Here is an 18,130-nt window from a genome sequence, read left to right as displayed (position 1 = left end):
ATCAGATGACGCGACGCGGGTCGAGCGCATCGCGCAGGCCGTCGCCGATGAAGTTGATCGAGAGCACGGTAAGGAAGATTGCGGCGCCTGGGAACAGGGCCCAGTGCGGCGCGGTGTCGAGCTGGTCCTTGGCGTCGAACAGCAGGCGGCCCCATGTCGGGATGTCCGGTGGGAAGCCGAGGCCGAGGAAGGAGAGCGTCGATTCGGCGATGATCGCCGAGGACACCTCGATCGTCGAGGCGACGATAACCGGCCCCAGCGCGTTCGGCAGGATGTGCCGGAACATCTGGCGCATCTTGGTCGCGCCCTGGGCACGGGCGGCCTCGACGAATTCCTTCTCGCGCAGCGAGAGGAACTGGGCGCGCACCAGACGTGCCACCGGCATCCAGCGCAGGCCGCCGATGACGATGACGATCAGCACGAAGACGCCGCCCTCGACGCCGAACACGGCTTTGAGCTGCTCGCGGAAGAGATAGATGATCAGCAGCAGCAGCGGGAGCTGCGGCAGCGACAGGAACAGGTCCGTCACCCACATCAGGATCGGGTCGGCATATTTGCGCGACATGCCGGCTAGCGCGCCGATCAGCACGCCGACGATCGTCGCCACCACCATCGCCGCGAGGCCGACGGCGAGCGAGATCCGCCCGCCATACATCATGCGGGCCATGATATCCTGGCCGAGATCGTCGGTGCCGAGCGGATGCGACCAGGACGGGCCCTGGAGCTGCGCCGAGAAATCGATGTCGTTGATCGCCACCGGCCACAGCCAGGGCCCGACGATGACGCTCAGCACGAGCAGGCCGAGCACCACGGTGCTCGCCATGGCGAGACGGTGGCGCCGGAAGCGACGCCAGGTCTCACGCCCGGGCGAGACCGAGACCTGGCTCACGGCAGCGCCTGCAGCCGGATTAGCTGAAGGAGATGCGAGGGTCGAGCCAGCCATAAAGAATATCCGCGATGAGGTTGAAGAAGACGACCAGGCAGGAGAACACGAAGGTCACGGACATGATGACCGGCGTGTCGTTGGCGAGGATCGCGTCGATGAGCAGCGATCCGATGCCCGGAACGCGAAAGATCTGCTCGGTCACAAGCGCGCCGCCGAACACGGCGGGCATCTGCAGGGCGACCAGCGTGACGACCGGAATCAGCGCATTGCGCGTGATATGCCGCAGCGTGACCCGCTTCTCGCTCAGGCCCTTGGCGCGCGCCGTGGTGACGTAGTCGAGCCGGATGACGTCGAGCACGGCCGAGCGGACATAGCGCGTGTAGGAGGCGGCCTGGAACAGGCCGAGCACGGTGATCGGCATGATCGCCTGGCGGAACATCTCCCAGTACCAGCGCCAGCCGGTGGCGGCGATGTCGGAACGGTAGACGAAGGGGAACCAGTCGAGCGTGACCGAGAAGACCAGGATGAAGAGCAGGCCGGTGAAGAAGGTCGGCAGGGAGAAGCCGACGAAGGCGAGCGTGTTGGCGATCTGGTCGAAGACCGAATAGGGCCGGGTCGCCGCGTAGATGCCGACCGGCAAGGCGACGCACAGTGCCAGGATCTGCGATGATCCCACGACGAATAGCGTCGTCGGCAGGCGTTGCAGGATCAGGTCGTCGACATTGATGCGGCTGGCGAAGGAGAAGCCCCAGTCGCCCTGCGCCATGTTCGACAGCCAGCGCAGATAGCGCACCATGATCGGGTCGTTGAGGCCGAAGCTGGCGCGCAGAGCCTCGCGCACTTCAGGCGGAACGTTCGGATTCGTCGCCATTTCCGAAAACGGGTCGCCCGGTGCCAGCGCCAGGATCGTGAACAGGATCACGCTGATGCCGAGAAGGCTTGGAATGGCGATCAAGAGCCGCCTGATGAGATATGTCGCCATGAAATAGTCTCTGTACGCACGGCATGGCCGCGGACTGGTGTTGATGACGCTCGGCCCGCCCCTGCGGCTGGTGAGGCGGCAAGGGCGGGCCGGCGCGTTCGTCTTCCGTCAAGGCAGCGTGCTGCCCTGACGGAGGATCGGGCTTAGCTACGATACCAGGCCGCGATGTTCCAGCTATCGACGTCCCAGCCGCTGTGGTCGTGCGACAGGTTGTTCAGCGAAGCCGCGATGCGGGTCCGCGACAGGATCGGCAGGATGACGTTGGCCTCGCAGAAGATGTCGTTGACCTTGATCAGGAACGCGGCGCGCTTGGCCGGGTCGAGCTCCTTCTGGGCGGCCTTGTAGGCCTCGTCAGCAGCCGGGTCCGAGTAGCGCGAGACGTTGCGGCCCAGCCACTTGTTCTCCTTGGTGGCGATTTCCCAGGAGGTGAACTGGTTGAGGAACCGCTCCGGATCGGTGCCGGGGGCGATTGCGAGATCCTCTGGCAGGAACGCGGTGGCCCGCCGGTCGCGCCGCCATCGCGTCAGGGCTTCGGCAGCATCCTGATCGATCGCAGCATTCCCTACGATCTCGGCGGCCGCAGCGACTTGTCCTTCGAGCCCGAGGGCATCACGGCGAAGCTCTGCATTCCCGCCAAATTCGTCCGCTGGACGGAGGATGCGGCGTCTCCTGAAGAGGTCCCCGTGCCGGTAAAGGGCAAGCCTGGCCGGCCACTGGAAGGCAGGCGCGTGCTGATGGTCGAGGACCAGTTCATCATCGCCATGGATTGCGAGGACATGCTGGCGACGCTGGGGGCGAGCCAGGTCGAGGTCTGCGCGAGTGTCTCCGAGGCCCTGTCGTTCCTGGGCCGGACGGTGCCGGATTTCGCCATCCTCGACGTCAATCTCGGCTCGGAAACCTCGGAGCCGATCGGCAATCGCCTGCGCGAGCTCGGTGTCCCCTTCCTCTTCGCGACCGGCTATGACGATCTTGCTATTCTCGGCGTCGCTGAGGCGACGACACTCCGCAAGCCCTACAATCTTGCTTCGCTGGAGGCAGCGCTGCGCAGGCTTCCAGGCGTCGCGTAACTTATGAGCGTCCGGCGCGGTTCAGGCCGCTTCGGACGCCGGAGGTGCCAGGCCGGCGAAGGACAGTTCCATGACGGCGTGCGTGCCGCGTCCGCCCGTATCCGTGTAGCGCAGTTCGGTGGCGAGGCTCTTCGCCATCGCACGCACGATCTTGCTGCCGAGGCCGGTGCCCCTGATCGTGCCGGTTCCGGTCCAGCCGATCCCGTCATCGACGACCTTGAGCGTGACGATATCGCCCTCGCGAGACAGGCTGACCCGGACTTCGCCCTGGCCTTTCGGGTAGGCGTATTTCAGTGCGTTGGTGACGAGTTCGGTTGCGATCAGTCCTATCGAGATCGCCTTGTCGGTTTTCGCCGGCACGGGCACGGGCACGGTCTCGAAGCGGATCGCCGGCATCTGGCCGGAGCCGGCCAGTGACTGGGCGAACTCATCGAGCAGGGAGCGGAGATAGCCGGCGAGATCGACAGCGCGGACATCATCCGAGGTGTAGAGGCTGCGATGCAGGTTGCCGATCGCGGTAATGCGCGCCTGCGTTTCGGCGAGGGCCGCCTTGGCGCCGGGGTCCTCGACCGAATTGGCTTGCATCCGGACGAGCGAGCCGACCAGCGAAAGGCTGTTGGCCACCCGGTGGTTGACCTCGGCCAGCAGCGTCACGGCACGGTCACGTGCGGCCCGGACTTCCTGCTCGGCCTGTTCACGGGCGCGGGTCAGCCGCGTCTTGACTACGGCATGCTCCAGAGCCGCCCGCAGCAGGATCTCGAAATCCTCGCCGATCGTCTTGACGACATAGTCCATGGCGCCGGCCTTGAGCGCGGTCACCGCGATCGACAGCTCCGATGACGCGGTCACATAGATGACCGCGGGAGACGCCGCGTCTTTGGACAGCACCGAAAGGACATCGAGCCCGGACGCCGTCCCGAGATCATGGTCGAGGATGACGACGTCGATCCCGCCCGCTTCTGCGCGCGCGAGCCCCGCATCGGCGGTTTCGACATGCTCCACGACATAGTTGTGGCGCGCGAGCATGCGCTGCACGAGGCGCCCCAGCGTGGCGTCGTCGTCGATATAGAGGACGTTGATCGGCCGGTTCGGCATCAGCGGCGGCCACGCAAGCCGGTCATGGTGTTTCCGGGACCTGGATCACGGAGAAGAACAGCCCGAGCTGGCGGATCGCGTTGGCGAAGCCGTCATAGTCCACGGGCTTGGTGATATAGACATTAGCGCCGAGATCGTAGCAGCGCTGGATTTCGCGGCTGTCGTCGGTCGTGGTGAGCACGACCACCGGCGAGCGCTTGGTATGCGTGTTCGCCTTCACCTTCTCGAGGATGTCCACGCCACCCATATCCGGCAGGTTGAGGTCGAGCAGGATCAGGAGCTGGCGGCCGGCGCTGACGGCGCCGGAACCATCGGAGCCGAACAGATAGTTCAGTGCATCCGTGCCGTTGGCGAAGGGGATGATCTCGTTGCTGACGCCGGCGCGGCGGATGTTCTTTTCGATGAGGCGGGCATGGCCTTCATCATCCTCGATCATGATGATCGAGACGGGCTTTCCATTGGTCACGCTTCAGCACTCCGTCTGTAGGCCGCGAGGTCGGGGGGCAGGGTCACGGTAAAGGTCGTGCCCTTTCCAAGTTCTGAGCGCACGGCGATGTCACCGCCGAGATTGCGGACCATCGTGCGGACATGGGCGAGGCCGATGCCCTCGCCCGCCGTGTTCTGCGCGCCCGAGCGCCGGAACAGCTCGAAGATGCGCTCGTGGTCCGTCGCCGCAATGCCGCGGCCATTGTCCTCGATCTCGATCTTCACCCAGCCACGGCGCTCCCGGCGCGTGCGGACGGCAATCTGGACCGGGCGGTCGGGCGCCCGGTATTTGATCGCATTGTCGAGGAGATTGCCCATGATCTGGTCAAGCGACAGGCGATCGCTGACGATACGCGGAACCTGCGAGTCGAGCGCGATCCCACCGCCTTCCTCCGCGCTGGCCTGATGGTGGACCGCCGCTGCGGCCGTCTCGATGAGCCCGGTCAGGTCGACGGTCTCCACCCGCAATTCGCGCCGGCCTTCGCGGGAGATCTTGAGGATTGCGTTGATGAGACCGTCCATCTTGCGCGTCGACGAGCGGATGAAGCCGATCGCCTCGGCCACATCGACCCGCAGAGCCTCCTCGGCCGCAGCCTTCTGCTCCGGGCTAGCAGTCGGCCCAGCGGCCACGTACGCGTCGATCGGTTTGAACATCGCCTCGAGTTCGCTGGTGAAGCCCATGATGTTCACCAACGGCGCGCGCAGATCATGCGTCACGATATAAGCGAAGCGCTGGACCTCCTCGTTCGCCTTGACGAGGGCGTCCGTTCGTTCGCGCACGCGTTCTTCAAGCCCGACATTCAGCGTTTCGACCTCGCGACGTGCCGCGACGAGTTCACGGGTATAGCTGATGATCGTCCAGCTCGCCGCGCCGGCCATGGCGAGGATCAGGATCGCGCCGATGATCGTCGTCCAGCGCAGCCGCGTCGAGGCGGTGAGCTGCGCGTCGATCGCTTCCCTCAGCTCCGCTTCGGAATTGGCCAGAATAGCGTTCAGATCGGTCCGCAACTCGTCCATGAGCCGCTTGCCGGTTCCGCTGCGAACCATTTGCACGGCCGTCTCGATGTCGCCTCTGCGCGTCGCCTCGACCGTTGCTGCCAGTTCGGCCATCTTCTGGTCGAGCTCGCTCGTCACGCGCTGAAGCAGCGGGCCTACCTCGCGCAGCTTGGCGGCGGCGCGTTCCAGCTTCGCGCGCTGGTCGGTCAGCCTGGAAACCGCGACATTATAGGGCTCCAGATAGGTCTCGTCCCGGGTGAGCAGGAAACCACGCTGGCCGGTCTCCGCATCCTGCACGAGCGAGAGAAGATCGGCGGCGGCGCTCCGCACAGCGCGGGCAGCCGTCACCTCGCCGAAATAGCGTTCACTCGCGCTCGTGAGCCACAGGGACGTCGCCACGATGGCGACCAGCACTGCAATGCCTATGGCCAAAAGCAGGGCGTTCGAGCGTCGGAAGAACGCCTGGGAGATAGGCATGCACGGAACCAGCTGGAGAGACGCACCTCTCTGCAACGATCAAAGCTCTGGGAGCAATAACAAATGCTATTGCGCCTCGCTCCTCCCTGTGCATGGCCGCAGTCTGCGATGCGGTCGACTGCCTCAGCGAAGCATCAGCATGAAGCCGCCGCCAGCCCGTTTTATCGATCCGGCTTCCTGATCTTCGGACCGGGCGGAATGTCAGCGGAGGCGCCATCGAGGCGCAAGTTCGCAACGTAGATGTCCACGCCGTCGGCGTTCTGCACGGTGACCGAAAGGGACATGTGATCACCGTTGGGCAGCTTTTCGCGATTCAGGGCCGCCAGCAGTTCCTTCGCGGCATTTCGCGCGCTTTGGTCGTCGGGTAAATCCGTACCCTCCTCGTCGATTTCGAGCTTCTGTCCATCGCGCGTGTGAAAGAAATAGCTGGGCATGCCTGCCTAATGCAGCCAAGGCAAACCTGTTCCTCAATCGTCTTTGATTTTGGCGGCGCCGGGTTGGAGATGCAAATAATCCGGATCGAACTCAGCCAAACTGCAAAGGCCTTTCCAGTCCAGAACCGTCAGTCGATTGGCCCTGATCCGAACAAGTCTGGCTTCCCGGATTTCCCGGAGCTTCTTGTTCATGTGAACCGTCGACAGGCCGAGCGCGTCGGCGATCTCAGGCTGTGTCAAAGGCAAATTGCAGGTCACGCCGTCGGACAAGCCGATCGCCGTCATCTTGGTGATGAACTCGCAGAGCAGATGGGCGATCCGGCTCGGCGCCGCGCGGCGCCCGATACCGACCATCCACTCACGATAAATCGAGGCTTCGATGAGCGTTTCGCGCCAGAACGCTTCCGATATCCGATAGGAAGCCCGCGTAAGAGACCTGACCGCTTCGTGCGGGATGAGACCGACCACCGCCGGCGTCAGCGTTCCCAGGCAATGATCCATGCGCTCGATCAGGAGAGAGTGGATGTCCGGAATGTCGCCGGGAAGGTGGAGCGACAATATCTGCCGCGCACCGTCGCCAACGATCTTGTAGCGACAGACCAGCCCTTCGGCGACGAGGCAACACTGCTGCGTGAGTTCTCCTTCGCGGACAATGTCGTGATTGGCTTCCAGGCGCTTCAAGGTGAGCGGCAGTTGCAGCAGTTTCTCCCGCTCGGCCGGGGGTAGGGGGACATGGGTTTCCAGCTTGAGAACGAGCCGTTCCAGATAGTGCTGCTTGTCCATTCGTTTCCTGCCACGTCGGATGACGTCTCGCAGATATGAGATCGTGCCGTCTCGCGCTGCATCAAATGCTATATGAGCCGCAGCGTTATGAAAGCTCCCGATTCTGATTTCGGCATGGATCGGTTGTTGGAGCTGCCGGCCTCTTGGCACGGCGGTGTGCTTGCTGGCTGGGTTGTGCCTTCCGAGGAAGCGTGACAGCGCGCTGATGCTCAACGAATGAAGTCATGCACCATGTCAGATCTGCGATCGAGCGAGGCTGGAGAGCCAGTCCGAGAATTTCTCGCTGGGTGAACGGCTTTGCCAGTCCGAGAAGGTATAGGGGCGGGAGGCTGCGGCATCCTTGTCGAACAAGGCCGTCTGGGTTCTGGCGAAGTCCCGATCGAACAGGTTGATGTTGGCTTCGTCGTTCAGCCTGAGGGCGCGGTCGTCGATATTCGTCGAGCCGACGGAGGCCCAGACATCGTCGACGATGACGAGCTTGCAGTGAAAGAAGGTCGGCTGATACTCGCTGATCTTCACGCCGGCCTGGAGCAGGTCGCCCCAGAGGTGTCGCGACGCCTTCCTGACGATACGCGCATCCGTGCGGGGCCCCGGCACGATGATCTCGATCTCGACGCCGCGCTTGCGGGCTTCGAGAAGCTGCTGGCGCGTCAGGTCGTCGGGAACGAAATAGGGCGTCGCGATGCGAATGCTCTTCTGCGCGGCGGCGAGCGCGGTCATCAGCATGAGATGCAGGGTATTGCGCTGATGGGTCGAGCTGACGACGACCTGCGCGGCGTGGTCGCCTGCCGGGGCGATCTCCGGAAAGAAGCGGTCGCCCAGGAGCAGCTCCCCGGTCGCCTCGATCCAGTGCTCGGCAAAGGCGGCCTGGAATTCCGCCACGGCCGGCCCTTCGATGCGATAGTGAGTGTCGCGCCATTCGTTTGGCGTGCGCGCATCGCCGTTCCATTCATCGGCGATGCCGACGCCGCCGGTGAAACCCACACGCCCGTCGACGACAAGCAGCTTCCGATGGGTGCGGTTGTTGACCCGGTCGAGCGTGTACCAGGTGACCGGGCGGAACCGGACGACCTCGACGCCGGCGTCTTGCATCCGCTGGATGAGCTGCTCGTCCATCGGCAGGCTGCCGACCCAGTCGAGCAGCACCTTTACGCTCAATCCATCCCGTGCCTTTGCCGAAAGGGCATCGGCAAACTCCTCGGCAATGGCGCCGCGCCAGTAGATATAGGTCTCGAAGCTGATCGTCTGCCGCGCCTCGCGAATGGCTGTCAGCATCGCGGGGAAGATTCTGATCCCGTTGACCAGCGTCTCGACCTTGTTGCCGGGCACGTAGTTCGAGCCGAAGAGGGCGCCCATCGACGTCCTGAGCTGACGATCCGACGAGGCAAGGTGATGGGGTAGCGGTTGCTTCAGCTCCTGCGGCTCCGGCAGCAGGTTGCCGACGACGAGACAGCCCACGATACCCAGAACGGCCGAGATGAGCGCGATGACGAGAGGGTGCCGTCGGAGCGTCATGGGCATGCTGGCTTGAAAGGGAGGGGCATCAATTGCGTGCCGGTTCGTTCTCAAAGGCTGTGTGACCAAGCCAACGTGGCCGGCGATCTTAGAACACCATCCAAGTGACCCGGTTCCCGCGAATAGGCCGGCCGTGGGGAGGGGCAACGGATTTCTTTGAAGGCAACGGATTCTGGAGCGAGGGAACGTGCTCGGCCGGCCGGCGTTCGATCAAGATGACCGCATCTCTCGAAGGCGGGCCTGCATGACCGAGAATCACACGCCGCCGCCTCGGAAGGCTGGTAGAGCCGCCTTGATGATCGTCGCCGTCATTGCGGCGATGATCGTAGCGATCTTCGTGGGCTTCAACTTCTATCACGCCGATACGCTTCGCGAGCGTCAGTCTGGTCAAGTCGATCGGCGCGATGGGCCGAAGAGTCGTACCGACCTTCAAAAGCTGCCGGCACTACGACAGTAAAAGATCGTCGCCATCGACAGGCAGGAGCGGAGACAAGGCCTGTCTCAACCTGTGCCTGTCTCGATGTCATCACGCGGACGAGACGATGACAGCGCGCCGCTTCCCGGGGTCTTTGCCTTATCCGTCGCCCCTTCCGTGGCGTGCGGACCATCCGGCGGTGTCAGCTTGTCGCCCTTTCCATCCCGATCAGACAGGTGGCCCTCGACCCGCTCGCGGGCTCGGTCGAAATCGGTCTCTGTCTTCTGGCTTGCAGACATTGTTCGCTCCTCGCGCTCTTGTCCCGTTCAGCGCTTCGCGGTGCCGGGAGCGGCCATCTTGCGGTGCTGCTCGGCCAGGACGCTGGCCGGAGTCACATTCGCGATCGCGGACTGAAGCTTGTTGTACCAGCCGCTGACGACATCGCCTTCTCCCGCCATCATCGCGTCGAACCCGGTCTTCGCGACCTCGGCAGGGTCGTCCTTCACATCGGTGCCGACCTTGGTGTCGAGCATGTCGGCGCGCTCGAAGAACTCGGTTTCCGTCGCGCCCGGCATCAGGCAGGTGACGGTCACGCCGGTCTCGGCAAGTTCGGCACGGATCGCAAAGGAGAAGGAATCGAGGAACGCCTTCGTGCCGTTATAGACGGCCTGGAAAGTACCCGGCATGAAGCCGGCGATCGAGCCGGTGATCAAAATGCGGCCGGCACCGCGATCGCGCATGTCGCGGGCGATCTTCTGGATCAGATAGACGGTGCCGGTGACGTTCGTGTCGATGACATAGCGGATATCCTGCCAGTCCTGATCGACGAAGGCACGGCCGAGGCCCCGCCCTGCATTGGCGAGCAAGGCATCGACGGCGCGACCCCGAAGGGCGGCGTAGAGCTTGTCGCAGCCTTCGGTCGTCGCGAGATTGGCTTCGACAGCCTCCACGGCCACGCCCATCCGGCGCAACTTGTCGCCGGCCTGGTGGATCTCCGCCTCGTCGGCTGCGATAACGAGGTCGAAGCCTTGCCCGGCACATTGCAAGGCGAGTTCATAGCCGATGCCCGAGGAGGCGCCGGTGACCACGGCGAGCTTGGTCGTTGGCGTTGCCTGTCCCATGGAATGCTCCTTTCACGGGGTCATGATGGCCTTGATGCAGCCGTCCTGCTTGGCGCGAAATGTCTTGTAGAGCTCGGGGCCTTCCTGAAGCGAAGCCCGGTGCGTGATGACAAAGCCGGGGTCGATCTTCCCGTCCTCGATCAGCTGGAGCAGCTTCGGCATGTAGTGCTGAACCGGCGTCTGGGCCATGCGGAAGGTCAGGCCGCGATTGATCGCCGATCCCATCGGTATCTTGTCGAGAAAGCCGCCATAGACGCCGACGATCGAGACGACGCCGAAATTGCGGCAGCAGTGGATAGCCTGGCGCAGCACATGCGGCCTGTCCGTGCCCATGAAGGTCGCGACCTTGATCCGGTCGAGGATCGAATCCGCGCTTGCCATGGTTTCCGGCTCGGTGCCGACAGCATCGATGCAGGCATCGGCGCCGCGCCCGGCGGTCAGCTCCATGATGCGTTCGTAGATATCCTCACTCATGAAATCGAGCGTGAGCGCGCCGCTCCGGCGCGCCAGTTCGAGGCGCTCAGGCACCGTGTCGATGGCGATCACCCGCTCGGCGCCGAGCAGGAAGGCGCTTTTGATCGCGAATTGTCCGACCGGCCCGCAGCCCCAGATCGCGATGGTCTCGCCGCCTTGGATATCGCAGAACTCGGCTGCCATGTATCCGGTCGGGAAGATGTCGGATAGGAACAGGACCTGCTCGTCGGAGAGACCTGACGGAACCTTGAGGGGGCCGATATCGGCATAGGGCACACGCAGATATTCCGCCTGGCCGCCCGAATAGCCGCCGAGCAGATGCGAGTAGCCGAACAGCCCAGCCGGTGAATTGCCCCAGAGCTTGGCGGCCTTTTCCCGGTCGGGGTTCGAGCGCTCGCAGGCGGAGAAATAGCCGCGCTTGCAGAAAAAGCATTCGCCGCAGGAGATCGTGAACGGCACGACGACGCGGTCACCAACCTTCAGCTTGCTGTTCTCGGAGCCGACTTCGACGACCTCGCCCATCGTCTCATGGCCGATCACGTCTCCGCTTTTCATCTGCGGGATGACGCCGTCGAAGATGTGAAGATCGGAACCGCAGATGGCGCAGGCCGTCACCTTGATGATGGCATCGCGCGGGTGCTCGATCGCAGGATCAGGCACCGCCTCGCAGCGTATGTCGTTCTTTCCATGCCAAACCAGAGCCTTCACGGTACCCTCCCGACGGAGATGGAACTGGCTGTCCCGCCCGAAAGCGGGACAGCCATAGCCAGATCAGCTCTGACCGCCCTTGCGGCCGGCCTCGGAGGCGCGTTCGCGATCATTGGCGAAGTTGCTGGAACCGCCGCGGTTGCCATCGCCGCCTTGCTGGCCGCGGTCGTTGCCGCTCGCCTGCTGCTGACGATCGCCGCCGCTGCTTTCGCCACCCTTGCGGCCGGCCTCGGAGGCGAGGTCGTGATCCTGCGAGAAGCTGCGCTTCTCGGCCGGCACGCTCTGGCCGCCCTTCGACGCGATATCGCGTTGCTTGTCCTCGTCCATGGAGCCGAAGCCGCGCTGGTCGTTGTTGTTTGCCATGGCAAACCTCCAATTGTTCGGTGCAGGGAGAACCCGAAGGCTCGGGAGACGAACGGATGGAGGCTCGAAGATGTTCGCGGGCTCTGGAGCTCGGTGCGCTAACGCACTGATCGCGCCGATATGTCGAACCGTACGCTCGCAGATCTATTTAAGGGCGGCGATGTAACGGGGTTGCGATCGGGCACGGCGCCAGTGCCCGCTTCTCAGATGACGCCTTCGATGAGGCCGAGATTCATGGCCTCGTTGGCCTCGATATACCAGTTCTCGGGCGCCAGCTTGAGCACCTGCTCCATGCTGACCGACGAACCGGCGATGAGGTTCTGGAAGCCTTCGTTCTGGATCTGGATCGAATGCTCGATCTCGTTGAGCTTCGCTTTGAGGTTGGCGATGCACATGGTCAGAGGACCGTCGAGGATGACATTGGCCTGCAACTTGCGCTCGTGGATCATGAGCCGTGTGCCGCGCGTCAGGTAACGGTTCGGGCGGGCGAAGAAGCTCATGAATGTGGCGCCGGCCGAGTAGATCGCAGCCTTGCCGAGGAAAACGAAGCGCCGGTTCGGCTCCTGCTCGCTGTGGAACCGAATATCCTCTCCCATCATCCGAGCCACCTCTGGGTCGCCTCCCAAGGTGCTGAGCTCGATGACGACGACGCCTTCCAGCGGCGCCGTCATCAGACGATCCCGGAAGAAGGCATACATCAGGTTATCGACGACACCGGCCAGCAGGATCGGCGGGTTCAGGAAATCCCGAGCTTGCAGCGGGCGGAAGAGATCGGGCGCGGCATCGTCGGGCCCGGCGGATGTGGGCAGGCTCATTCTCATTCCATCAGTCGGTTGATTTGGCGCCGAAACTCGCGAGCCCTGCGGCCAGTTCCCACGTGGAACCGGATGGCGGCGCCCGCGCTCAGCTTCCGACCGTGCTGTGCCGAACGTTTCCTGGCGGCCGGGCTGTGGATCGGAAACCATCGGTCGCCCGCGGGGTTGAAGATGGTGGCTTTGATGGTCCGGAGCCACTTCACAAAGCGAGGACACGCAATGCTCACACGCGGGAAAAACAAGCTGGACGAGAAGCTGGATCAGCAGGCGAAGACGGGAAAGGCCGCGCAACGCGATGCGAAAGGCCAGTTCGCTCCGACGGAAGCCGATCCGAACGCAGGCGGCCTGGTCAGTGCCAACCCGGTGGTGCTCTCAGGATCGGGCGACGCGACGCAAGGCGAAGGTCACGGGCGTGAGCGCGATACCAAGGGATCGAAGTCGGGATAAAAGCCCTTTGCTTCAATCCTTGTGCAGTTTGCCGAGAAATTCCGGCACGCCAGCCATCGGAAGATCGTCGATATCGAGCTTGCCGGAAGGCAACTTCGATTCCTTCTCGAGCATCTGCCGGCCTGCCTCGGCGATCTGCTCCGGCAAGTCCATATCCTCCTGAAGATGCCACTCCACCTTGTCGCGGGGCTCCTTCGAACGTTCGCAGAGCTGCGCCATCCAATCCTGACCGGGATAGCGGCTGCCGAGTTCGACTGCGAGAGCTCGTCCCTTCATGGTCGTTTCCTTTTCAAACGCTTGCAGCGGAGCGCGCGAAGCGATGCGCGCCGCGATCGGCAAACAGGCATCGCAGCAGAAAGTTCGGCTGGTGGGCGATCTGTCTGCGAGCGCACCAAGGAGTCGTCAGTTTCTGACGCGTAGCTCGCAATTGGCGAGATAGCGGCATATGCCGATTTCAAGCGCGGCCCGCTCGCGGCTTCGTGGAGAATTCTCTCCTTCGATTTCCAGCCCCCTGAGGCGTGACAGTGCGTCGCGAAACTGCTCCGGCGTGACGATGGCATCTAGGGAAAACGTTGGGTCGAGGCGATCGGTCGGGCTCTGCATGGCATGGCCTCCTGCTTGAGCCTGTCCTTGTCGGGCGCCATCCGCCTTTACCCAGGTTAGAGCAGTGCGAATTTTCGCGGGATTTCGGCGATGTCATTAACCTGTGATGCAAAAGGCCGTGTCACTAGGGCTGTGGCGGTGTGATGGAACCGGCTGGCAAGCGGGGCCGTTTCGACGGGGCTTGCCCGATCAGGACCCGCACCATGCCACGCTACTTCATCGACACATCCGACGGGCAGCGACCGCTCATCGACAACGTTGGGCAGGAGTTCCCCGATGCGGAGGCAGCACGGAGGGCCGCGCTCGACGCCCTGCCCGACATGGCGAGGGACGAGCTGCCGAATGGAGATCACAGGACTTTCACAGTTTCCGTGCGCGACACCAGCGGCAAGGCTATCTACAGCGCCAAGCTGATGCTTGAAGGCCATTGGCACAATTACCGTTAAGCGGCCGAAATACGCTTTGCGTGAGCGGCGCGTGATGCGCCGGATCGCCGGTCGCGGCGATCAACGGAACAGCGGCACGAGCTGTTCGTCGAGAACCGAGCCCAGTCTCTCGTTCCATGGAATTCGGATCGTGCAGGATGTGCCGCGCTCATGATGGAATAGCGAGGTCTGCGCCCCGAGTTCGTGAAACAGCATTGCTGTCAAAGTCTGTGTTCCGAAACCTGCCTCCGACGAAGGACATGATTCAGCACCGCTTTCCCGCCATTCCAGCACAAGCTCGTGGTGCTGTGATTTGTCTTCGAAATGCCATCGGATACGGAGTCTTCCGTCATCCAAGCCCAAGGGGCCGTGTTCGATGGCATTGAGCGCGAGTTCATGAAACGCAAGAGCGATGCTCTGTCCTGGCCGGGCATTGAAGCGCACGGTGGGCCCTGAGAGCTCCAGCCGCTCTCCTTCCAGTACACGAAACCGGGTCAGCTCCTCCGACAGGAGCGAATGCAGGTCGATCGAGCCCTGATCGTCGGCAGCAGCCTGAGCTCGGGAGATGGCTTCGACGCGCTCAGCGAGATGCGCAACGTAGCTGTCGATGCTCGTTGCGCGATGGGCCGACTGCCTGATGACCTGCAGCAACAGTGCGATGGTCGAGCGCATACGGTGGCGTAGCTCGGCCGGCGCGTTGGCAGCTTCCAGCAGGCGACGGAGGCGTCTGTTGTCGACGCGCAACCGCTGAATTTCTTCTTGCAGGACCCGCTCATCCATGAGCTACCTCCGGGGTCCCGGACAACAAGGAAGCAGAATAAACCGGTTCGACCTGGGCAAGATCGAGCAGTTCGCGCAGGCGTAGGATTTCGAAGCGACGACCATGCCAAGTGATGAGCCGGCGCCGACGCAAATCCATGAGCGACCTATTGATGTGGACGGCCGATAATCCCAGCAGGTCCGCCAGATCGGCTTGTGTGACCGGCAGGTCGAAACTCCGTTCATCGACCAACCCGACGGCTTTCAATCTGGAGTAAATCTCGCACAGCATGCAGGCGAGGCGTTCGCTCGCACTGCGCCGGCCGAGACTGACGATAAGTTCGCTGGCGAGGTCACGCTCAAGATAAAGGTCAAGCCAAAGGGCATCCTCGATGGTTGGGTGAGCCAGGGCAAGAGAGCGTAGCGCTCGCGGCGAAAGCTCGCAGACCGTAGCTGGCGTCAGAGCCATCAGCGAGCAGGACCATCTCTGCGGCGTGATGCCGAAAGGCTGAGAAAAATCGCCTGGAAGCAGGAGGCCCGTGATTTGGCGATTGCCATTTGCCAGAACGCGATAGCGGCAGGCCCAGCCGCTCAGAACCAGGATGAGACCGCCGCGTGGGCTGCCCTCGTCTGCGAGATCAGTCCGCGGCTCGACCCGCCGAGCTGGCGTGCAAAGCCCGACCAGCGCCGCACGATCTTCCGGCGACAGCTCGATGCCGAGACTGAGCTTTCTTAGAAAAAAGTCATGATGCTCCGCCATCAGCGTAAAACGATCGAATGGCATGAGCGTTCCGCCACTGTACGGAGCCGTACAGTGGCGTGGTCGTTGTCGGCTCGCTCAGGCCGCTTTTCGGTTGACGCCGCTGAGGGCGAGCTTCGACAGCTTCTTGTCGGTGGCGTCCTCCTCGTCGAGCGTCTGCTGGAGAAGGGAGGCGCAATCCTCGCGGCCGAGTTGCTTGGCCCAAGCGACGAGGGTGCCGTAGCGCGTGATCTCGTAATGCTCGACGGCCTGCGCGGCGGCGATCAATGCGGCATCCAGCACCTGCTTGTCGGCCACGTCTCCGGCGATATCGCTGGCTTCTTCGAGGATGCCGTCGATCGCGGGGCAGGTGACCCCCTTTTCCTCCGCGCCGTGCAGGCGAAAGACCTGTTTCAGCCGGTCGATATGCCCGTCGGTCTGACGAAGATGCATTTCGAATCCGCTTTTCAGCTCGGAGTTCGTCGCCTTCGCGATCATGTCGGGAAGCGACTTCCTGATCTGGTTCTCCGCATAATAGATGTCCTGAAGCGTGTGGACGAAGAGGTCGTCCATCGTTGCGATGTCCTTTGAAAACCAACCCATCGTCATCTCCCGTTTTGGGGTTGCGTATTCCCACAAAACGGGACGGCGCCGCAGGCGTTCCCTTTGTCCCGCGCCGAATGTTCCAATGCGTACAAATTACGAGAAAAGGCCGGAACCTCGGAGGTGCGTTGCCGGTTTGCGACCCGCACAACAGATGGTGACGGCAGGAATAGGCATGTCGTGCAGATACCAGCGTCCCCGACGCGATGCGTGTCGATGATGGAGACGGTTCGCTTCGGTGCCTGGAGGACTGGCTCGGCTGCGACGTTCAGGTTATGGGCGCCCGCGCTCGCGACGGTTTCGATCGACATCGACGGAGAACCGGTTAGCCTTCCGATGGCCGCGACCGGCGGCGGCTGGTTCGAGCACCGCGCCGATCTGCCGTTCGGAACCCGTTACCGCTATCGCTCTCCGGACGGGCTGACCTTCCCGGACCCCGCCTCGCGCCAGCAGAAGGGCGGGGTTCATGGCTGGAGCGTCCTTACTGACTCGGCTTATTCCTGGCGCTGCGGCGGCTGGTGCGGCAGGCCTTGGCGTGAGACTGTACTATACGAAATTCATCCCGGCCTTGCCGGCGGCTTCGCAGGGATAGCCGCGGAATTGCCGCGTCTGGCCCAATTGGGCGTCACGGCCGTCGAGCTCATGCCCATCGCCGATTTCCCGGGCGAGCGGTCATGGGGTTATGACGGCGTTCTACCTTTCGCGCCCGCCGCCGCATACGGATCTCCCAGCGAATTGAAGCGACTGGTCGATCAGGCGCATGAACTCGGCCTTGCGATCCATCTCGACGTTGTTTTCAATCATTTCGGCCCGGATGGCTGCTATCTGCACGCTTATGCGCCGCAATTCTTCCACCCCGGCAGCCATACGCCATGGGGTGCGGCGATCGACTTCGATCGCCCGGAGGTCCGCGCTTATTTCATCGCCTGCGCGATCCAATGGCTGGACGAGTACCGGTTCGATGGGCTGCGGCTCGACGCCGTCCATGCCATCCCCTCGCTCGATTTCCTCATGGAGTTCGGACGGGAGGTCCGTAATGCCATTCCGGCGGAGCGCGATATCCAGCTCGTTGTCGAGAACGACGCCAACGACTCCCGGCTGCTTTCGCATTTCGACGCGCAGTGGAACGACGATTTCCATCACGCCGTTCATGTCCTGCTGACGGGCGAGGCCAGCACCTATTACGGCAGCTTCGCCGCCGAACCGGCCCGCCATCTTGCGCGCGTGCTGGCGGAAGGCTTCGCGTTCCAGGGTGAGATCGCTTCTTTCAGCGGCGAGCCGCGCGGGCGGTCAAGCGCACATTTGACGCCCGATCGCTTCGTCAACTGCCTGCAGAACCATGACCAGATCGGCAACCGCCTCTTCGGCGAACGCCTGCTGGCCCTGGCCGATCCGGCCGCGGTCAGGGTCGCCGTCGCGCTGCTGCTGCTGACCCCACAGATTCCGCTGATCTTTATGGGCGAAGAGGAGGGTAGCCGCGCTCCCTTCCTGTATTTCACCGATCATCACGAGGAGCTCGCCCAAGCTGTCAGGGAAGGTCGCAGGCGCGAATTCGCTCATCTCGATCCAGAAGGGGAGCGACCGCTTTTCGATCCCAATTCCGCGGCAACCTTTGCTGCCAGCAAGCCCGTCGCCGCCGATGATAGCGTCGAATGGAACGCGTTCTACCGGCAGCTCATCATGCTCAGGCGCGACCGGATCGTCCCTCATCTCGACGACTGCCGCAGCCTGGGCGCAGCAGTGCTAGGCCCGGCCGCCGTTCGGGCGTCCTGGGCCCTTGGTGGAGGGATTTTGACGCTCATGGCGAATTTCGGCGACGATGCTGTGGCCGGTGGCCTGGCGGACGGCGCGGCGATCTTCGCTCTGGGCGAGGTGGAAAATGGAGCGGACGGCCTGCGCCTCGGGCCCAGGTCGTTCCGCGCCTTCCTGTCGTAGGG

General features: G+C 63.2%; 23 protein-coding genes. 5 read left to right on the top strand and 18 right to left on the bottom strand.

The features are described 5' to 3' along the window. Nucleotide 1 precedes the first annotated feature (1 nt). Nucleotides 2–943, bottom strand: coding sequence for an ABC transporter permease (locus tag Q9235_RS18320; RefSeq protein WP_306223225.1), 942 nt, complete (start codon nucleotides 941–943; stop codon nucleotides 2–4). After that, a complete protein-coding gene (locus Q9235_RS18315) occupies nucleotides 909–1,868 on the bottom strand; it encodes an ABC transporter permease (protein ID WP_306223224.1) in 960 nt (319 codons plus the stop codon). The genes Q9235_RS18320 and Q9235_RS18315 overlap by 35 nt, the downstream gene beginning before the upstream one ends. A gap of 200 nt (nucleotides 1,869–2,068) precedes the next feature. On the opposite strand from Q9235_RS18315, the gene Q9235_RS18310 reads away from it, so the two are divergent. Continuing rightward, complete coding sequence (locus Q9235_RS18310; protein WP_306223223.1) at nucleotides 2,069–2,935, top strand: response regulator; 867 nt, start codon at nucleotides 2,069–2,071, stop codon at nucleotides 2,933–2,935. Between the two features lie 21 nt (nucleotides 2,936–2,956). Here Q9235_RS18310 and Q9235_RS18305 read toward each other — a convergent pair whose 3' ends face one another. The 6 genes from Q9235_RS18305 to Q9235_RS18280 all read right to left on the bottom strand — a co-directional run bounded on the left by Q9235_RS18305 (nucleotide 2,957) and on the right by Q9235_RS18280 (nucleotide 8,727). Further along, nucleotides 2,957–4,030, bottom strand: coding sequence for a histidine kinase dimerization/phosphoacceptor domain -containing protein (locus tag Q9235_RS18305; protein WP_306223222.1), 1,074 nt, complete (start codon nucleotides 4,028–4,030; stop codon nucleotides 2,957–2,959). Between the two features lie 22 nt (nucleotides 4,031–4,052). Beyond that, nucleotides 4,053–4,466, bottom strand: a complete 414-nt coding sequence (locus Q9235_RS18300; RefSeq protein ID WP_061966392.1) for a response regulator — start codon at nucleotides 4,464–4,466, stop codon at nucleotides 4,053–4,055. Between the two features lie 26 nt (nucleotides 4,467–4,492). Then, nucleotides 4,493–5,989, bottom strand: coding sequence for a sensor histidine kinase (locus Q9235_RS18295; RefSeq protein WP_306223221.1), 1,497 nt, complete (start codon nucleotides 5,987–5,989; stop codon nucleotides 4,493–4,495). Between the two features lie 161 nt (nucleotides 5,990–6,150). Continuing rightward, nucleotides 6,151–6,423 (bottom strand): DUF6894 family protein, encoded by a 273-nt coding sequence (locus Q9235_RS18290; protein ID WP_306223220.1) that lies wholly within the window; start codon nucleotides 6,421–6,423, stop codon nucleotides 6,151–6,153. Between the two features lie 33 nt (nucleotides 6,424–6,456). Further along, nucleotides 6,457–7,206, bottom strand: coding sequence for a Crp/Fnr family transcriptional regulator (locus tag Q9235_RS18285; protein ID WP_306223219.1), 750 nt, complete (start codon nucleotides 7,204–7,206; stop codon nucleotides 6,457–6,459). Nucleotides 7,207–7,440: 234 nt separating this feature from the next. After that, complete coding sequence (locus tag Q9235_RS18280; RefSeq protein WP_306223218.1) at nucleotides 7,441–8,727, bottom strand: phospholipase D-like domain-containing protein; 1,287 nt, start codon at nucleotides 8,725–8,727, stop codon at nucleotides 7,441–7,443. 238 nt (nucleotides 8,728–8,965) lie between these two features. Here Q9235_RS18280 and Q9235_RS18275 point away from each other — a divergent pair, with 238 nt between their 5' ends. Continuing rightward, nucleotides 8,966–9,178 (top strand): hypothetical protein, encoded by a 213-nt coding sequence (locus Q9235_RS18275; RefSeq protein ID WP_306223217.1) that lies wholly within the window; start codon nucleotides 8,966–8,968, stop codon nucleotides 9,176–9,178. Nucleotides 9,179–9,222: 44 nt separating this feature from the next. Here the strand turns inward: Q9235_RS18275 and Q9235_RS18270 are convergent, their stop codons facing one another. The 5 genes from Q9235_RS18270 to Q9235_RS18250 all read right to left on the bottom strand — a co-directional run bounded on the left by Q9235_RS18270 (nucleotide 9,223) and on the right by Q9235_RS18250 (nucleotide 12,833). Further along, a complete protein-coding gene (locus Q9235_RS18270) occupies nucleotides 9,223–9,435 on the bottom strand; it encodes a hypothetical protein (RefSeq protein ID WP_306223216.1) in 213 nt (70 codons plus the stop codon). 27 nt (nucleotides 9,436–9,462) lie between these two features. Then, complete coding sequence (locus Q9235_RS18265) at nucleotides 9,463–10,257, bottom strand: SDR family NAD(P)-dependent oxidoreductase (RefSeq protein WP_306223215.1); 795 nt, start codon at nucleotides 10,255–10,257, stop codon at nucleotides 9,463–9,465. Nucleotides 10,258–10,269: 12 nt separating this feature from the next. After that, complete coding sequence (locus Q9235_RS18260; RefSeq protein WP_306223214.1) at nucleotides 10,270–11,439, bottom strand: zinc-dependent alcohol dehydrogenase; 1,170 nt, start codon at nucleotides 11,437–11,439, stop codon at nucleotides 10,270–10,272. A 63-nt stretch (nucleotides 11,440–11,502) separates the two neighbouring features. Beyond that, nucleotides 11,503–11,802, bottom strand: coding sequence for a con-10 family general stress protein (locus Q9235_RS18255; RefSeq protein WP_306223213.1), 300 nt, complete (start codon nucleotides 11,800–11,802; stop codon nucleotides 11,503–11,505). Between the two features lie 203 nt (nucleotides 11,803–12,005). Next, nucleotides 12,006–12,833 (bottom strand): peptidase S14, encoded by an 828-nt coding sequence (locus tag Q9235_RS18250; RefSeq protein ID WP_306223212.1) that lies wholly within the window; start codon nucleotides 12,831–12,833, stop codon nucleotides 12,006–12,008. A gap of 3 nt (nucleotides 12,834–12,836) precedes the next feature. On the opposite strand from Q9235_RS18250, the gene Q9235_RS18245 reads away from it, so the two are divergent. Next, on the top strand, nucleotides 12,837–13,064 hold the full coding sequence (locus Q9235_RS18245) for a hypothetical protein (protein WP_306223211.1): 228 nt from the start codon (nucleotides 12,837–12,839) through the stop codon (nucleotides 13,062–13,064). 12 nt (nucleotides 13,065–13,076) lie between these two features. Here the strand turns inward: Q9235_RS18245 and Q9235_RS18240 are convergent, their stop codons facing one another. Further along, on the bottom strand, nucleotides 13,077–13,403 hold the full coding sequence (locus Q9235_RS18240) for a hypothetical protein (RefSeq protein WP_306223210.1): 327 nt from the start codon (nucleotides 13,401–13,403) through the stop codon (nucleotides 13,077–13,079). 63 nt (nucleotides 13,404–13,466) lie between these two features. After that, complete coding sequence (locus Q9235_RS18235) at nucleotides 13,467–13,667, bottom strand: hypothetical protein (RefSeq protein WP_306223209.1); 201 nt, start codon at nucleotides 13,665–13,667, stop codon at nucleotides 13,467–13,469. Nucleotides 13,668–13,870: 203 nt separating this feature from the next. Here Q9235_RS18235 and Q9235_RS18230 point away from each other — a divergent pair, with 203 nt between their 5' ends. Next, complete coding sequence (locus Q9235_RS18230) at nucleotides 13,871–14,113, top strand: DUF6894 family protein (protein WP_306223208.1); 243 nt, start codon at nucleotides 13,871–13,873, stop codon at nucleotides 14,111–14,113. A gap of 60 nt (nucleotides 14,114–14,173) precedes the next feature. Here the strand turns inward: Q9235_RS18230 and Q9235_RS18225 are convergent, their stop codons facing one another. From Q9235_RS18225 to Q9235_RS18215, 3 genes are read right to left on the bottom strand one after another with little or no spacing between them, the layout of a single operon-like run. Further along, on the bottom strand, nucleotides 14,174–14,872 hold the full coding sequence (locus tag Q9235_RS18225) for an HWE histidine kinase domain-containing protein (protein ID WP_306223207.1): 699 nt from the start codon (nucleotides 14,870–14,872) through the stop codon (nucleotides 14,174–14,176). Next, nucleotides 14,865–15,635 carry a Crp/Fnr family transcriptional regulator gene (locus Q9235_RS18220; protein ID WP_306223206.1) on the bottom strand — a complete coding sequence of 257 codons (771 nt, stop codon included), beginning with the start codon at nucleotides 15,633–15,635 and terminating at the stop codon, nucleotides 14,865–14,867. Before Q9235_RS18220 ends, Q9235_RS18225 begins: the two co-directional genes overlap by 8 nt. A 54-nt stretch (nucleotides 15,636–15,689) precedes the next feature. Further along, complete coding sequence (locus tag Q9235_RS18215; RefSeq protein WP_306223205.1) at nucleotides 15,690–16,193, bottom strand: YciE/YciF ferroxidase family protein; 504 nt, start codon at nucleotides 16,191–16,193, stop codon at nucleotides 15,690–15,692. A 216-nt stretch (nucleotides 16,194–16,409) separates the two neighbouring features. Between Q9235_RS18215 and treZ the strand changes: the two genes are divergently transcribed. Next, nucleotides 16,410–18,128, top strand: a complete 1,719-nt coding sequence (treZ, locus tag Q9235_RS18210; protein WP_306223204.1) for a malto-oligosyltrehalose trehalohydrolase — start codon at nucleotides 16,410–16,412, stop codon at nucleotides 18,126–18,128. The last annotated feature ends 2 nt before the right edge of the window (nucleotides 18,129–18,130 follow it).

Origin of the sequence: Bosea beijingensis, from assembly GCF_030758975.1 — a bacterium.
Taxonomy (GTDB): Bacteria; Pseudomonadota; Alphaproteobacteria; order Rhizobiales; family Beijerinckiaceae; genus Allobosea; species Allobosea beijingensis.
This window is presented reverse-complemented; position numbering and strand designations above follow the sequence as displayed.

What these genes read in the sequence shown, in the direction of transcription:
- Q9235_RS18270 (WP_306223216.1), bottom strand. Translation starts at nt 9,435, where the DNA reads ATGTCTGCAAGCCAGAAGACAGAGACCGATTTCGACCGAGCCCGCGAG.
- Q9235_RS18235 (WP_306223209.1), bottom strand. Translation starts at nt 13,667, where the DNA reads ATGCAGAGCCCGACCGATCGCCTCGACCCAACGTTTTCCCTAGATGCC.
- Q9235_RS18255 (WP_306223213.1), bottom strand. Translation starts at nt 11,802, where the DNA reads ATGGCAAACAACAACGACCAGCGCGGCTTCGGCTCCATGGACGAGGAC.
- Q9235_RS18265 (WP_306223215.1), bottom strand. Translation starts at nt 10,257, where the DNA reads ATGGGACAGGCAACGCCAACGACCAAGCTCGCCGTGGTCACCGGCGCC.
- Q9235_RS18230 (WP_306223208.1), top strand. Translation starts at nt 13,871, where the DNA reads ATGCCACGCTACTTCATCGACACATCCGACGGGCAGCGACCGCTCATC.
- Q9235_RS18300 (WP_061966392.1), bottom strand. Translation starts at nt 4,466, where the DNA reads ATGATCGAGGATGATGAAGGCCATGCCCGCCTCATCGAAAAGAACATC.
- Q9235_RS18320 (WP_306223225.1), bottom strand. Translation starts at nt 943, where the DNA reads ATGGCTGGCTCGACCCTCGCATCTCCTTCAGCTAATCCGGCTGCAGGC.
- Q9235_RS18315 (WP_306223224.1), bottom strand. Translation starts at nt 1,868, where the DNA reads ATGGCGACATATCTCATCAGGCGGCTCTTGATCGCCATTCCAAGCCTT.
- Q9235_RS18245 (WP_306223211.1), top strand. Translation starts at nt 12,837, where the DNA reads ATGCTCACACGCGGGAAAAACAAGCTGGACGAGAAGCTGGATCAGCAG.
- Q9235_RS18215 (WP_306223205.1), bottom strand. Translation starts at nt 16,193, where the DNA reads ATGGGTTGGTTTTCAAAGGACATCGCAACGATGGACGACCTCTTCGTC.
- Q9235_RS18220 (WP_306223206.1), bottom strand. Translation starts at nt 15,635, where the DNA reads ATGCCATTCGATCGTTTTACGCTGATGGCGGAGCATCATGACTTTTTT.
- Q9235_RS18280 (WP_306223218.1), bottom strand. Translation starts at nt 8,727, where the DNA reads ATGCCCATGACGCTCCGACGGCACCCTCTCGTCATCGCGCTCATCTCG.
- Q9235_RS18275 (WP_306223217.1), top strand. Translation starts at nt 8,966, where the DNA reads ATGACCGAGAATCACACGCCGCCGCCTCGGAAGGCTGGTAGAGCCGCC.
- Q9235_RS18225 (WP_306223207.1), bottom strand. Translation starts at nt 14,872, where the DNA reads ATGGATGAGCGGGTCCTGCAAGAAGAAATTCAGCGGTTGCGCGTCGAC.
- Q9235_RS18305 (WP_306223222.1), bottom strand. Translation starts at nt 4,030, where the DNA reads ATGCCGAACCGGCCGATCAACGTCCTCTATATCGACGACGACGCCACG.
- Q9235_RS18295 (WP_306223221.1), bottom strand. Translation starts at nt 5,989, where the DNA reads ATGCCTATCTCCCAGGCGTTCTTCCGACGCTCGAACGCCCTGCTTTTG.
- Q9235_RS18285 (WP_306223219.1), bottom strand. Translation starts at nt 7,206, where the DNA reads ATGGACAAGCAGCACTATCTGGAACGGCTCGTTCTCAAGCTGGAAACC.
- treZ (WP_306223204.1), top strand. Translation starts at nt 16,410, where the DNA reads ATGATGGAGACGGTTCGCTTCGGTGCCTGGAGGACTGGCTCGGCTGCG.
- Q9235_RS18290 (WP_306223220.1), bottom strand. Translation starts at nt 6,423, where the DNA reads ATGCCCAGCTATTTCTTTCACACGCGCGATGGACAGAAGCTCGAAATC.